Origin of the sequence: Sorangium sp. So ce726 (assembly GCF_051521405.1) — a bacterium.
Taxonomy (GTDB): domain Bacteria; phylum Myxococcota_A; class Polyangia; order Polyangiales; family Polyangiaceae; genus Sorangium.
In genome coordinates this window covers 9,653,751-9,667,100 of sequence record NZ_CP150349.1, presented here as the reverse complement: position 1 = coordinate 9,667,100, position 13,350 = coordinate 9,653,751, and the positions used below count along the sequence as shown (strand labels likewise).

11 protein-coding genes are annotated in these 13,350 nt (G+C 71.6%); 7 read left to right on the top strand and 4 right to left on the bottom strand.

The features are described from left to right. Positions 1-55: 55 nt before the first annotated feature. Together purL and WME79_RS35900 are read right to left on the bottom strand one after the other, a co-directional pair. Entirely contained in the window at positions 56-2,416 is a 2,361-nt protein-coding gene (gene purL, locus WME79_RS35905; protein ID WP_437524285.1) for a phosphoribosylformylglycinamidine synthase subunit PurL, read from the bottom strand. A 52-nt stretch (positions 2,417-2,468) separates the two neighbouring features. Continuing rightward, entirely contained in the window at positions 2,469-3,743 is a 1,275-nt protein-coding gene (locus WME79_RS35900; RefSeq protein ID WP_437524282.1) for a SpoIIE family protein phosphatase, read from the bottom strand. 297 nt (positions 3,744-4,040) lie between these two features. On the opposite strand from WME79_RS35900, the gene WME79_RS35895 reads away from it, so the two are divergent. The 6 genes from WME79_RS35895 to WME79_RS35870 all read left to right on the top strand — a co-directional run bounded on the left by WME79_RS35895 (position 4,041) and on the right by WME79_RS35870 (position 10,181). Further along, positions 4,041-5,078: a LolA family protein gene (locus tag WME79_RS35895; RefSeq protein WP_437524280.1), complete on the top strand. Its 1,038-nt coding sequence runs from the start codon at positions 4,041-4,043 to the stop codon at positions 5,076-5,078. Then, positions 5,078-7,060, top strand: a complete 1,983-nt coding sequence (locus WME79_RS35890) for a class I SAM-dependent methyltransferase (RefSeq protein ID WP_437524277.1) — start codon at positions 5,078-5,080, stop codon at positions 7,058-7,060. The genes WME79_RS35895 and WME79_RS35890 overlap by 1 nt, the downstream gene beginning before the upstream one ends. Beyond that, on the top strand, positions 7,057-7,980 hold the full coding sequence (gene prs, locus WME79_RS35885; RefSeq protein ID WP_437524274.1) for a ribose-phosphate diphosphokinase: 924 nt from the start codon (positions 7,057-7,059) through the stop codon (positions 7,978-7,980). Before WME79_RS35890 ends, prs begins: the two co-directional genes overlap by 4 nt. Before the next feature lie 189 nt (positions 7,981-8,169). Then, complete coding sequence (locus WME79_RS35880) at positions 8,170-8,388, top strand: hypothetical protein (RefSeq protein ID WP_437524272.1); 219 nt, start codon at positions 8,170-8,172, stop codon at positions 8,386-8,388. Between the two features lie 476 nt (positions 8,389-8,864). Further along, positions 8,865-9,335, top strand: a complete 471-nt coding sequence (locus WME79_RS35875) for a ferritin-like domain-containing protein (RefSeq protein WP_437524269.1) — start codon at positions 8,865-8,867, stop codon at positions 9,333-9,335. Between the two features lie 240 nt (positions 9,336-9,575). Next, complete coding sequence (locus WME79_RS35870) at positions 9,576-10,181, top strand: leucine-rich repeat domain-containing protein (protein ID WP_437524266.1); 606 nt, start codon at positions 9,576-9,578, stop codon at positions 10,179-10,181. On the opposite strand, the gene WME79_RS35865 is transcribed toward WME79_RS35870, so the two are convergent. Together WME79_RS35865 and WME79_RS35860 are read right to left on the bottom strand one after the other, a co-directional pair. Further along, positions 10,162-11,859, bottom strand: coding sequence for a M23 family metallopeptidase (locus WME79_RS35865; protein WP_437524264.1), 1,698 nt, complete (start codon positions 11,857-11,859; stop codon positions 10,162-10,164). The two genes, WME79_RS35870 and WME79_RS35865, sit on opposite strands and share 20 nt — an antisense overlap. Then, on the bottom strand, positions 11,856-12,464 hold the full coding sequence (locus WME79_RS35860; RefSeq protein ID WP_437524262.1) for a hypothetical protein: 609 nt from the start codon (positions 12,462-12,464) through the stop codon (positions 11,856-11,858). The genes WME79_RS35865 and WME79_RS35860 overlap by 4 nt, the downstream gene beginning before the upstream one ends. A gap of 418 nt (positions 12,465-12,882) precedes the next feature. Between WME79_RS35860 and WME79_RS35855 the strand changes: the two genes are divergently transcribed. Beyond that, positions 12,883-13,323 carry a hypothetical protein gene (locus WME79_RS35855; RefSeq protein WP_437524260.1) on the top strand — a complete coding sequence of 147 codons (441 nt, stop codon included), beginning with the start codon at positions 12,883-12,885 and terminating at the stop codon, positions 13,321-13,323. The last annotated feature ends 27 nt before the right edge of the window (positions 13,324-13,350 follow it).

Genomic DNA, 13,350 nt, shown 5'->3' with positions numbered 1-13,350 from the left:
AGCGCGCGGAACAGCGGAATCGAACCCCGCTGGCGCCCTCTGTGGGCGATCGGAGCTATCGCCCCACGATCGGCTCGAGGCACCGATCGCGCGCCTCGCGCAGGGCGCGGAGCTCGACGTCGATCCCCTCGCCGCCGCCCGCGTCGATGGTGAGCCGGTCGCCGCCGGTCGTGCCGAGCTCGGTGCAGGGCACGCCCGCCGCCTTGGCCTGCCGCGCGACCTCGGCCGCGTCCTCGGGCCGGACGCTCACGATGATCCGGCTCGGGGCCTCGCCGAACAGCGCCTCGGCGAGCGGCTCGCGCGCGCCGCCGTCCGGCGCGCCCGGCAGCCGCACCTTCGCGCCCACCAGCGCCGCCGGATCGTCGGCGGCGGCGCAACACTCGCCGAGGGCGATCGCCAGCCCGCCCTCCGAGACGTCGTGCGCGCTCCGGAGGAGCTGCGGCCGCGAGCGCGCGAGCGCGAGGCAGAGCCCCTGGAGCCGCGCCTCGCGGTCGAGATCGAGCGCGGGCGGCGGCCCCTTCACCTCACCCGTGTGGCGCGCGACGTACTCGGAGCCGCCGAGCGGGCCGCCGCGCGGATCGCCGAGCAGCAGCACGGTCAGGCCGGCGGCGGGGAACGAGGCCCGCTGCACGTCCCCTGCGTCCGCGACGAGCCCCACCACCGCGACCGTCGGGGTCGGCAGGATCGCGCGGCCGTCGGTCTCGTTGTAGAGCGACACGTTGCCGCTCACGACGGGCACCGACAGCGCGCGGCACGCCGCCGCCATGCCGTCGATGGCGAGCGCGATCTGCCGCATGATCTCCGGCCGCTCCGGGTTGCCGAAGTTGAGGCAGTCGGTGAGGCCGATCGGCTCCGCGCCGGCGCACACCACGTTGCGGCACGCCTCCGCCACCGCCATCGCCGCGCCCTGGAACGGGTCGAGCTCGCAGAGGCGCCCGTTGCAGTCGCTCGAGAAGGCGAGGAGCTTCTGGTGCCGCTGGCCGTCCTTCTCGCAGGGGACGCGCACAACAGCCGCGTCGCTGCCGGGCCGGACCTCGGTGCCGCCCCGCACGATCTGGTCGTACTGCCGCCAGACCCAGGCGCGCGAGCCGAGGTTCGGGGAGCCCGCCATCTCGAGGAAGAGCGCGGACCACGAGGCCGGCGCCGGGATGGAGCGCGGATCGAACGCCCGGCGCGCCGGCAGCGAGGCGTCGTCGCGCTGCGGGCGGTCGTACTTCGGCGCCGCGTCGGTCAGGAAATCCACGGGCAGGTCGCAGACGACGACCGGGTCCAGGGCCACGCCGGCGGCCGCGCCGCCGAGCGGGTCGTAGCCGGGCGTGGCGCGCACGACCCAGCGGCCGGTGTCGGTCACCTGGCCGATGATCGCCGCGTCGAGCTCCCACTTCGTGCAGATCTCGATGACGCGCGCCTCGCACCCGGGCTTCGCGACGAGGAGCATGCGCTCCTGCGACTCGCTCAGCAGCATCTCGTACGGCGTGAGCCGGGCCGCGCGCCGCGGTACGAGGTCGAGGTTGAGGTCGAGGCCGCTGCCGCTCCGGCCCGCCATCTCGACCGACGACGAGGTGAGCCCCGCGGCGCCCATGTCCTGGACGCCGACGAGCAGGTCCTCCGCGAAGATCTCGAGGCACGCCTCGAGCAGGAGCTTCTCCATGAAGGGATCGCCGACCTGCACCGTGGGGCGCTGGCTCGGGCCGCCCTCGGAGAACTCGTCCGAGGCCATGGTCGCGCCGTGGATGCCGTCGCGCCCCGTCTTGGCGCCGACGTAGAGGACGTTGTTGCCGACGCCGCTCGCGCGCCCGTAGAAGATGCGGTCGGCGCGGACGACGCCGCAGGTGAAGGCGTTGACGAGGATGTTGCCGTCGTAGGCGCGATCGAAGAAGAGCTCGCCGCCCACGGTCGGCACGCCGATGCAGTTGCCGTAGCCGCCGACCCCCGCGACGACGCCGCGCAGCAGCTGCGGCGTGCGCGGGTGCTCCGGCCGGCCGAAGCGGAGCGAGTCGAGGTTCGCGATGGGGCGCGCGCCCATCGTGAAGACGTCGCGCAGGATGCCGCCGACGCCGGTGGCCGCGCCCTGGTAGGGCTCGATGTACGACGGGTGGTTGTGCGACTCCATCTTGAAGACGGCCGCGAACCCGTCGCCGATGTCGACGACGCCCGCGTTCTCGCCGGGCCCCTGGATGACCCGCGGGCCGGTCGTGGGCAGCCGGGCGAGGTGGACGCGAGAGCTCTTGTACGAGCAGTGCTCGCTCCACATCACGCTGAGCACGCCGAGCTCGGTGAACGACGGCTGCCGCCCGAGGCGCTCGCGCGCGCGCTCCCACTCGCTCGCCGAGAGCTTGTGCGCTTGCGCGAGCGCGGGGTCGACCGGCGGATCGCCGGGGAAGGGGGAGGGGGCGTTGACAGGGGCGGCGCTCATCGCGGCCTAGCTAGCGCAAGGACGGGACGAGGGGAAGCCGTTGAGCGCCGCCCTAGGAATCCCGCTTCACGAGCAGCGCTGTCAGGTCGTCGATCTGCTTGGCCGAGCCGGCGAAGCGGCGCACCTCGGCGAGGAGCGCGCCGAGGATGTCGGACGTGGGGCGCGCGTGCAGGCGGTGGATGAGGTCGCCGACGCGCTCCTTGCCGAACACCTGCCCGGCGGCGTCCTGGTACTCGTAGAAGCCGTCGGTCAGCAGCACGAGGAGATCGCCCGGCGCCATCACGAGGGGCGGCGTCGGGGGCAGGTCGAGATCCTTGAACATGCCGAGCGGGACGGTCGACGGATCGCGCCACACGACCTGGCCCTCGGCCGCCCGATAGTGGAGCAGCGGCCCCTGCCCGGCCGCGTGGAAACGCAGCTGGTGCGTCGTCGGGTCGAGGATGCCGAGGAACGCCGTGATGAAGCGGTCGTTCGGCAGGTCCTCGATGAGCTGCTGGTTCACGTGGTGCATGAGCGCGTCCATGTCGGCCGAGAGGCGCAGGCCGATGCGGAGCATCGCGCGGAACTGGGTCACGCTGAGGGCGGGGCCGATGCCGTGGCCGGCCGCGTCGGCGAGCAGCAGGAGCATCGGCGACATGTCCGCGCGCTCGTCGAGCCGGATGACGTCGTAGATGTCACCGCCGGTGTCGTCCGCCGGCTTGCTGAACGCCGACAGCGAGTATCCGGGGCAGCGCGGCAGCCGCCGCAGGAGGATGTTCTGCTGGATGTCGCGCGCGATGGTGAGATCGTGCTCGAGCTTCAGCTTGATCATGCGCTCCTCGAGCAGGAGCGTGCGCTGCACGGCGACGGCCGCCTGCGCCGCGAGCAGCTCCGCCACGTCGCGCTCGTCCGGGCCGAAGTGGTCCGCCTTCGAATTCAGCATCTGCAGCACGCCGACGAGCTTGTCGTCGAGCCCGATGAGCGGCACCGTGATGAGGGATTTCGTGTGATACCCCGTCCGGCGGTCGATCTCCTGATTGAACCGCGGGTCGGAATAGCAGTCGTCGACGAGGATCGTCTGGCGCTTGCGCGCGCACTCCCCGGCGATGCCCTTGTCGATGCTGACGCGGATCTGGGCCTCGCCCGTGGCGACACGGGAGTAGAGCTCCTTGGCCTCCTCGTCGTAGAGGAAGACGCTCCCGCGGTCGGCGCCTATCACCTCCCGCCCCGTCTTGATGATGAGCTCGAGCAGCTCGGTGAGATCGCACGGCGCCGCGAGCTTGCGCGAGACGTCCAGGATCAGGATGAGCGACGACGCATCGATCAGGGAGGGAGTGCCGGCGCGCATGCGGCCGGAGAGTTTGGGCTACGTGGAAATAGGGGTCAAGACATGGTCTCGCCCCGGGGGCTCGTGACGACCTCGTCGCCCGCGCATGTCCGCGCCGCCGTTCCGCCGTTCCGGCATGGTTCCCTCGGCGCGGCCCCGTTTTTCGAGCGACGACGGCCGCGAGCGGCCCCCGCGACGATGCGAGATCGCGGTCGATGCCGTCGGCGCGGGGCCCGGGGCGGTGGAGGTCGGCGCTACCACCTCGGCCCTACCTGTCCTAGAACACGCGACGCACTCTCCTTGAAAGCGAGCTCTTCGATGAACCGCCTCCGCCTCGTCGCCCTCGCCCCGGCCGTTGCCCTGGTCGTGGCGGCCTGCGACGCGCCGCCCGCTCCCGTCGGCGCGGCGCCCGACGCCTCGCCCTCCGCCGCGCAGGCCCTGCCGCAGCCGGCCGCTGCGCCGCCGCAGTCGGCCGACGCGCCGCCGCAGGCGAGCGCCCCCGCGGCGGCTGACGGCGCGGGCGCTCCGACGGCGACGGACGCGGCGGGCGGTGGTGCGCCGGCCGACGCGGGCGCGCCGGCGGTGGACGCGGGCCGGAAGCGCGAGGACGCGGGCGCCGCGACGGCGGGGCGCGACGCGGGGCCGCTCGTCGGCGACGCGGCAGAGCGCGACGCGGGCGGAGGGCGCACCGAGGCGCCGGCCGCGACCTCCGCTTCCGCGCCCAGCACGGCGGCGCCGCCCTCGGTGCCGCCCGCCGCGGTGGGATCCGCGGACGCTGTGGCGGCCGAGGTCGACGCGATCTTTGTGGGCAAGAAGACATACTCTGCGCGCTTCAAGCAGGAGCACACGCAGAAGGTCTCGGGGGCCGTCAAGAAGCAGAGCGGGACGCTGTCGGTCCAGAAGCCGGACAGGATCTCGTTTCGCTACGATCCGCCGAACCAGAACCGCATCGTCTCCGACGGCGTGTCGCTCAAGGTCTACGTCGCCGAGGACCGGCAGATGTTCGTCACGCCGGTGCAGAACTCGGAGTATCCGGGCGCCCTCTCGTTCCTCATGGGCCACGGGCTCCGCCCGTCGTTCACGTTCACCTTCAACGAGAAGGCGAAGTTCGAGGGCGGCCCCGTGCTCGTCGGCAAGCCGCGGTCGCCGACTCCCCACTACGAATTCGTGATGTTCTATATCGACAAGGCGCTCCTCGCGAAGAAGGACCCGGGCGTCGTGCGCCGCGTCCTGATCGTCGACGCGCAGGGCAACCGGAACCGGTTCGACTTCGAGAACGCGTCGCAGCCCGCGTCGATCGATCCGGCGGAGTTCCAGTTCACGGCGCCGCCGGGCACCGACGTCAAGCAGAACTGATGACCCCGCGCCTCTCGCTCTCGGAGCTCTTTCCTGACATCCATCCGGAGTGGATCCTCGCCGAGGATGACGATCTCATCGTCGTCGACAAGCCGGCTGGCCTGTCGACGCACGCGCCGGAGGCGGAGCGGATCGACGACATGGTGACGCGTCTCCGCGCCTTTCTCCGCGGCCGGGGCGACGCCGAGGCGTACCTCGGGATCCACCAGCGGCTCGATCGCGACACCTCGGGCGTCCTCCTGTTCACGCGGCGGCGCGAGGCGAACGCGGCCGTCGCGCGCCAGTTCGAGGGGCGCACGGTGCAGAAGACGTACGTCGCCGCGGTCTCCGGCTTCGGCGATCGCCCGCCGCGCGGCACCCTGCGGCACCGCCTCGTCCCGGCGCCGGGAGGTGCGATGCGCGCGCTCGCCGAGACCGGCGGGGCGCGAGAGGATCGGGCCGCGGGGCGGGAGGATCGGGCTGCGGGGCGGGAGGATCGGGCCGCGAACGGCGTACTGGCGATCACCCGCTATCGCCTCCTCGAGCGCCGCGGCGACCGCGCCCTGCTCGAGCTCCGGCCCGAGACAGGCCGCACCCATCAGCTCCGGGTGCAGCTCGCGGCGATCGGCCTCCCCATCGCCGGCGATCCGCTCTACGGCGGCCCCGAGGCGCCGCGCCTGCTCCTGCACGCCGCCGAGCTCCGCCTCGATCACCCGGCCACGGGCGCGGCCGCGATCTTCCGCTCGCAGCAGCCGGCGGCCTTCGAGGCGTGGCTCGCTGCCGCGCCGGCGGACCCGTACGCGGGCGGCGTCGCGGCCGTCGAGCGCGCCATGCGCGAGGCCGCCGAGCGGCGGTACGGGATCGCGCGCGCCGGCGACACCACGGCGCTCCGGCTCGTCCATGGCGCGGGCGACGGCCTCCCCTCCGTCTCCGTCGACCTGTACGGCGAGCACCTCGTCGTGTCGCTGTTCGGCGCGGGCGAGGGCGAGCCGGGCGCGCCGCCGCGGGACCTCGTGCTCGACGCGGCCCACCGGCTCGGGGCGAAGGGCGTCTACCTCAAGGCGCGCCCGAAGCACGCGAGCGTCATCGTCGACGCGCGGCGCGAGGAGTTCGCGCCGCGGCAGGCTGTTCGAGGGGAGGACGCGCCGGAGGAGTTCACCGTCCTCGAGCACGGCTTGCCGTTCAAGGTGCGGCTCGGCGACGGGCTCTCGACCGGCGTCTTCCTCGACCAGCGCGAGAACCGGCGGCGGGTGCGGGAGCTGTCCCGGGGGGCCCGGGTGCTGAACCTGTTCGCCTACACGGGGGCGTTCACCGTCGCGGCCGTGGCGGGCGGCGCGCGCGAGAGCGTGACGGTCGACGTGTCCCGGGGCGTTGTCGCCTGGGCGCGCGACAACCTCGCCGCGATCGGCGCGGACCCGGCGGCGCACGTCGTGGTCGAGGCCGACGTGTTCCCGTGGCTGAAGGCCGCCGCCCAGTCCGACCGGCGCTTCGACCTGGTCGTGCTCGATCCGCCGAGCTTCGCGACCACGAAGAAGAGCCGCTTCAGCGCGGCGAGCGATTTCAGCGCGCTCGCCGCGCTCGCCTTCCGCGTGCTCGCCCCGGGCGGCAGGCTGCTCGCCTGCACCAACCACCGCGGCATCGCGCGCGCCAGGTTCCGGCGTCATTTGCACGAGGCCGCGCGTGAAGCAGGATGCGACGTCGTGCAGATGAAAGATCTCCCCGATCCCGTCGATTTTCCCAGCGAACCCGGCGCGGAGTCCCACCTGAAGAGCGTCCTCGCCAGCGTGGGCGCGCCGTCCGCGAGGGCCCGAGAGGGCAAGCCGTCCGCGAAGGCCGCGCCGTCCGTGAAGGCCGCGCCGCCCGCGAGGGCAGGGAAGGCCGCGCCGTTCGCGAAGGCGGGGAAGGCCGCGCCGTCCGCGAAGGCGGGGAAGGCCGCGGCTGCCCGGGGCGCGCGCCGAGGGCCCGCCGCTCCGGCCCGGACGACCCGCCGAGGTGCGCGATGAGCCAGCGGCGCCTGCTCATCACGATCAGCTCGTACAGCTACCTCGAGCCCGCCTTCCTCGCCGCGGGGGACTTCGAGCGCGGCCTCGTCGAGCGCAAGAGCTTCCCCGACGGTGAGCGCTACCTGCGCGTCGCGGTCGACTGCTGGGGGCGCGACGTGGTCCTGCTCGGCGGCGCCCCTCGGGACCTGGACTGGCTGGAGATCTACGATCTCGGCTGCGCCATCTCGCGCGCAGGCGCGCGGTCGCTCTCCATCGTGATGCCTTATTTCGGCTACGCGACCATGGAGAGGGCCGTGAAGCCGGGCGAGGTGGTGACCGCGAAGACGCGGGCGCGGCTCATCTCGGCGATCCCTTCGTGCGACGCGGGCACGCGCATCTTCCTCTTCGATCTGCACACCGATGGCATCGAGTTCTATTTCAGCGATTCGCACGTGACGCGCCACCTCTACGGCGCTCCGCTCATCACGCAGGCGGTCCGCGAGCTGATGGGCGATCGCCCGTACGTGCTGGCGGCGACGGACGCCGGTCGGGCCAAATGGGTGCAGAGCCTCGCCCGCGGCCTCGGCGTCGAGCCGGCGTTCGTGTACAAGGAGCGGAGAGGCGATGGCGTCGGCGTGACAGGCATCAACGCCGATGTCTCGGGCCGCGAGGTCGTCATCTACGATGACATGGTCCGCACCGGCTCATCGCTCGTCCAGGCGGGGCGCGCCTACCTCGCCGCCGGCGCATCCAAGGTTCACGCCGTCGCGAGCCACCTCGTCTTGCCGGGCGACTCGCTCGAGAAGATCAGGAAGGCTTCCGTGTTCACGACGCTGCTCGGGACCGACTCGCACCCTGGCAGCCAGCAGCTCGCCGATGCGCCCGGCGCCCTGCACTCGGTGGCGCCGCTCCTCGTGCGCGCGCTCGAGCGCGAGACATAGGGAACCTCCGGCGATGCCTTTGACGATGCCTCTCACGGTGGACGTTTCGAGTCGCCGAGGATGTGCGGACGACGACGGGAGAGAGGGAGAGCGCCGAACCCTGCGCTGAATTCCCTTGCCTGTGACGATCGACGCGTGGATGCTCTCGCAGCGAGCACGGCTCGCGAAGAAAGGATGAGCGTCGAGGCCATGGACGAGCTGGTACGACAGGTCGCAGAGAAGGTTGGCATCTCGGAAGACAAGGCCCGCGTGGCCGTGGAGACGGTGGTCGGTTTCCTGAAAGAGAAGCTCCCCGCGCCGCTCGCCGCCCACGTCGACACAGCGCTCGGCGCGGCGGCCCCCGCCATCGCCAACCTGGACGTCGGCAGCCTCGCTGGCTCGCTCGGCGGCCTTTTTGGCAAGAAGTAGCGACATCTCCGTCGAGCGCGCGGCCGGAGCGATCTCGACCGAAGTCCACCTCTCCTGATCCTGACCTGGACGACGCCGCCTTCGCGCTTCGGGCGGAGGTGCGCTCATGTCCAGGACGTGTTCGCGCCTCGCTGGCTGGCGCGGCGTGAGCATGCGCTGATTGCGCCTCGGCACGTCACGGCTCCGTCCTGGTCCGGCGCGCCCTCGACCCAGGGCCGCGACCGCGGCCTCGATCTGGGTTGAGTCTTCGCATCCCCTCGAGCGCAGGCCCTGGAGCGGGCCGTCTCGGGCGCGGCGGCGGGCGACAAGCGTGGAGAACCGCGGGTTTCCTGGACGACGCGCGCGCAGCGATGGATAGCGGCTGCACAGGCGGGCTCCGGCACCGGGCTTGCGAGCATCGAAGGCCTGGAGAAGCACCCGCCCACCTCCCTCTTCACGCGGGCGGTCCGCTTCCGCGAGGAGAGGAGCGATATTCCATGGCGTCCGTGATCGGCGGCGAAGCCGCGTTCATCGGGTCCTTGACCGAACTGATCGAGCTCAACTGGTCCACGGTGGACGCGCTCGCAGCAGCGCTCTCGCGGATGAGCCGACCAGGCGACAAGAGCCGGCTCGCGAGCTTCCTTCACGATCACGAGCGTCACCTCGAGGTGCTCGCCGCCCTGGCCCACGAGCTCGGCGAGCCGCCGATCGAGAGCGGCGTCCGACCCAAGCTGAAGAGCAAGGCGCTGACGAACGGGATGGTCGGAGATCGCGCGATCCTCGAGGCGATGAGGCATTACGAGGAGGACAGCTGCGCTGCTTACGAGCGGATGATATCGTTCCGTGAAGGCCTCTCCGAGCGCGCGCGCGACGTCCTCCGGCACTCGCTCGCGGTGGAGCGGCGCCACCGGGACTGGTTCTCCGAGCAGCTTGACTCGCGACAAGGGCTTTTGCTGTTGCCGCTGTAGCGCGCGAGCGCCCTTTAGAAGACGCGGCCTTCGTCGGCCGTCTCGTGTATCATCGCCGCGATGATTCGCCCTCTCGTCCTTGCATCCCTTGGCATCGCCCTTCTTCTCCTCGGCTGCGACGAGCCCCCGAAGCCCGTTGCGGGAGCAGCTTCGGCCGCGCCTTCTGCGGCGAAACCCGCTGACGCGCCTCCTGCGGCGAGCCCCGCGGCCACGGCCAGCGCGCCGCCGAAGAAGCAAGACGTGGTGTGCACCAAGAGCGATCCGGTGACCTTCTCTCATCCGGCGCTCGAGGCCAAGGTGCGGCAGCAGCTCCAGAAGCCCGAGGGGCCGATCAAGCGCGCCGAGCTCAAGAACATCAAGACCATGAACCTGTCGGATGCCCAGGGGCTCGACGAGCTCGATCCGTGCCTCTTCCCCGAGCTCACGGGCGTCAAAGGGCTCTACCTGCCGCCGGGCAAGATCGACGACCTCCGCCCGATCAAGGGCCTGCTCCGGCTGGAGTCGCTGCGCGTGTCGGCGACCCTGGTCAAAGACCTCTCGCCGCTCTCCGGCCTGGTCAAGCTCGACCGGCTCGACATCGGCCGCACGCCCGTCGCCGACCTCTCGCCGCTCGCCGGCCTCACCAGCCTCACCGAGCTCCAGTTCGATGAGACCGAGGTGACCGACGTGAGCCCGCTCGCCGGCCTGAAGAAGCTCGAGATGCTCCAGATGAAGCGGACGCGGGTGAGCGACGTGTCGCCGCTCCGCGAGCTCAAGAGCCTGAAGAACGTCTACCTCGAGGGCTCGCGGGTCGAGGACGCGAGCCCGCTCCGGTCGATCCCCGGGATCAAGATCCACGGAGGCTGAGGCGGCCGGCCCTCGCGCCGCCGCCTGCGCGTCCCGCCGAGCGCCGCATGCGGGCCGCGCCGAGCGCCGCCGCGAAGAGCCCGAGCTGCCAGCCCGCCCCAGCGGAGCCCGCGGCGCCCGCGCCGGCTGCGCCGCACTCGCAGCGCAGCTGGCCGTGAACGCCGAAGTTCGCGCCGGGCGCGCCCTCCTCCGCGTCTCCGGTGGCAGGAGCGCCCCCGGAGCCGGCCTCGCCAGCGCCGCCGGCGCCCGCGCCGCCTTCGCCCGGAAGCGGCGGCGCGTCGATGACGTGGAGCGCCGGCCCGGAGCCCTGGACCAGGAACGGGCGCGGCCGCAGCGCCGGCCCGAGCGGCAACGCGGCGAGCCTCGCTGCTGGCCACACGACGGCCTCGTCCGGATCGAGATGCCACGCGCTCGCCACGTCGGCCTCCGGCACGGCCCGCCGCTCGGCGCCGTCGATCAGCCAGAGGGAGGCCGCGCCGTCGTCGCCGCGCACGAGCAGCGGCGACGATGGGAACGCGTTGCCCTCCGGCAGCGCCTGGAGCGCCGCGTCCGGCGCGCTGGCGACGTCCCAGAACCGCGAGAACCCCCAGGGGCCGAGCGCGCCGTCGCTGTCGAGCGGCCGCCTCACGCCGGAGGGCAGATCGAGCGGGCACTCGAGGGCCCTCGGGCTCCCCTCGAGCTCTACCTCCTCGCCGCTCAGCGCGTCGACCCCATAGGCATGGACCGCGTGCTCGCCCCCGAGCAGGCTGAGCGGCATCGGCGCCTCGAAGCCGTGCGTGCACGAGCCGAGCGGCTCGCAGAGGTCGTCGCGGCGCAGGTCCGCGGGGAAGCTGTAGCCCTCCGCGCCCGCCTCGGTCGCGGGGACGTCGAAGTAGAGCCGCGCGTCGCCCGGCGCGCTCTCCGCGTCCGGGTCGCGGGCCCATCCTGCGATACCGCTGCAGCCGGCGGTCTCCAGGGCGCCCTCGGGGGGCTTGTTGAGCAGCGCCTCGTACGAGGCGACGAGCGATGTGTAGGGCGGTACATAGACCACGCCGACGCCGCTCACGGACTGCCGCACGTTGAAGTGCAGGTGAATCGTCGTCGGCGTGTCCCCGAAGACGTTGGACACCCGCCCGATGCGCTCGCCCCGCGACACGTCCTGGCCGGGCGAGACCTGGACATCCGACATGTGCAGGTAGTCGTAGCGAGTCCCGTCCTCGCCGGTCAGGTACACCGAGTAGCTGCCGACGCTCGTGATGGTGCCATCCACCACCGCGACGACCCAGTGCTTTCCCGCCTCGCACGTCGCCGGCCGCACGTCCTGCCCCTGGTGCCCTGTGCCGGAGGGGCAGAGAGGCATCTCCCACGAGCGGAATTCGCAGTAGTTGTCGCGCCACGGATACGCATAGTTGTCCGCGTCGCACTGTCCACCGGCCGGGCCCGCGCTCCCGCCTTTGCTGTAGACCTGGGAGTTGGCGAACGCCGGGCCCTCCTCGAGCGGAAAGCGCATGGAGGGCGCATACACGACGTCGTCGACGCGCCCCTCTCCCGAGCCTGGAAGGAGCTCGCCGGCCGGACGGTACGAGAACGGATCGGCCGCGGCGGCGCTCGGCGGGAGCGCGAGCGCGAGCGCGGCTGTCGCGATCAGCGAAGCCAGCGCGGCGCAGCGGGGGCGCAGCGGGCGGAGCGGCGCGATCATGGCATGTCTCCCGCGGCCCTGGGCTCGTCGCCGCCCACATAGACGAGCTCCGCGGCGAGATCGAGGACGAGCGCGTCCGAGGCGCAGGCCGGCGCCTTCGGGGAGGCGCACTCGACGTCGAGCGCGTACGAGACGCCGTTCTCGGTCCACGACGCGCTCCAGATACCCTCGTTCGCCGTGACGAACGCCGGCGCCCCGCGCACGGCACGGGACCCCCGGAACGGTGGAATGCTCGGATATTTGTGCGCGAGGCGGGTCATTGTGAGCGAGACGGTGATCGCGTCCGTCTTTGCCCAGAACGAGGTCCAGTGCTCCCTGGCGACGATGACCGGCGCCGCCAGGAACTCGCGCCGCGACGGCACGAGCACCGGGACCCGAGAGGCCCTGGCGGCGTGGGACGCAGTCTTCGGGAGCGCCGCGAGCGCGGTCCGGTCGAGCGAGGCGGCCGGTGGCCAGGTGACCGCGGAGATCACCGGGGTTGCCGCGGCGACGAGCGGCTGGGCGGCCGCCGGATCGGGCGGCGTCTCGGCGGGAGGCGCGGCCTGGTCGCACGCGGCGACCGCAACAGAGAGGAGGATGGATACAGCAAGAGGCACGCCGCGCATGGCCCCTCCCGAACGGGGAATCATCGATTCTAATCGAGAACCTGCATGCGTGGCCAGGGGATGGCGGCATGCGAGCACGATGTCGCTCGGGTGTAATCCGGACGACCAAACGCCGTGCGAGACGGTTTCATGAGCCAGCGTGTCAAGCGAGGCCAGGGTCGATCCAGACCGCGGATGCCGCGCCGGATGAGCCTTGGACGTATCCCAGGAACACGACCCGTTCTTCGGTGTCTGCGACGACCTCGTGCTGGATCAGCCCTCGATGAGGCTGTATCAGGGAGCCCCGGCGATCATGTTCAAACTTCGGATTCTTTCGATGATGCGCGAGGCCTTCCTCGCGGATGACGGGAGGATTCATGATATACGTAGGCACCGCTGCCCCTCCGGTCCTCGCACCAGATGAATAACCGAGGTTTGAATGAGTCGCTCTGCTTCAATCGATGTCCGCATTCCGGGGCTCAGGTCGAAATTTCAGGACATCGTGGCCGCGTTGCTCGAAGCTGGTTGGTCCTACGATGACCATGGGCATATAAGCTACTTGCCGGCCGGAGATCGAGGGGATTTCGATTGGCAGTGGGCGCGGCTTGATCGCTGGTCGGATGTTCTAGCGGTGATCAAGCACAAGGAGGACGTGGGCGAGCTTGTGGGGATCTCCTTGGTACACAAGGATGCTGGTTCCGGCGGAGAACTCCTCCTGGATCCCAGCGATGACAGATTGACGATCAGCCTCACCATCAACGTGCGCGACGTGCACGAGGTCCCTGGTATCGTCGATTTTACCTGGTATCTCGAGCGTCTCGTCCCTGCGATCTCGCGTGCGGGGCTATCCATCGAGCATGTGGAGTGCAGCCAGTTCTGACGCTGCAGCTCGAGCGGTCAGCGTGCG

Excerpts from the sequence above, each read along its gene's own strand:
- WME79_RS35880 (WP_437524272.1), top strand. The coding sequence starts at position 8,170 with ATGGACGAGCTGGTACGACAGGTCGCAGAGAAGGTTGGCATCTCGGAA.
- WME79_RS35855 (WP_437524260.1), top strand. The coding sequence starts at position 12,883 with ATGAGTCGCTCTGCTTCAATCGATGTCCGCATTCCGGGGCTCAGGTCG.
- prs (WP_437524274.1), top strand. The coding sequence starts at position 7,057 with ATGAGCCAGCGGCGCCTGCTCATCACGATCAGCTCGTACAGCTACCTC.
- WME79_RS35860 (WP_437524262.1), bottom strand. The coding sequence starts at position 12,464 with ATGCGCGGCGTGCCTCTTGCTGTATCCATCCTCCTCTCTGTTGCGGTC.
- WME79_RS35890 (WP_437524277.1), top strand. The coding sequence starts at position 5,078 with ATGACCCCGCGCCTCTCGCTCTCGGAGCTCTTTCCTGACATCCATCCG.
- WME79_RS35875 (WP_437524269.1), top strand. The coding sequence starts at position 8,865 with ATGGCGTCCGTGATCGGCGGCGAAGCCGCGTTCATCGGGTCCTTGACC.
- WME79_RS35895 (WP_437524280.1), top strand. The coding sequence starts at position 4,041 with ATGAACCGCCTCCGCCTCGTCGCCCTCGCCCCGGCCGTTGCCCTGGTC.
- purL (WP_437524285.1), bottom strand. The coding sequence starts at position 2,416 with ATGAGCGCCGCCCCTGTCAACGCCCCCTCCCCCTTCCCCGGCGATCCG.
- WME79_RS35865 (WP_437524264.1), bottom strand. The coding sequence starts at position 11,859 with ATGATCGCGCCGCTCCGCCCGCTGCGCCCCCGCTGCGCCGCGCTGGCT.
- WME79_RS35900 (WP_437524282.1), bottom strand. The coding sequence starts at position 3,743 with ATGCGCGCCGGCACTCCCTCCCTGATCGATGCGTCGTCGCTCATCCTG.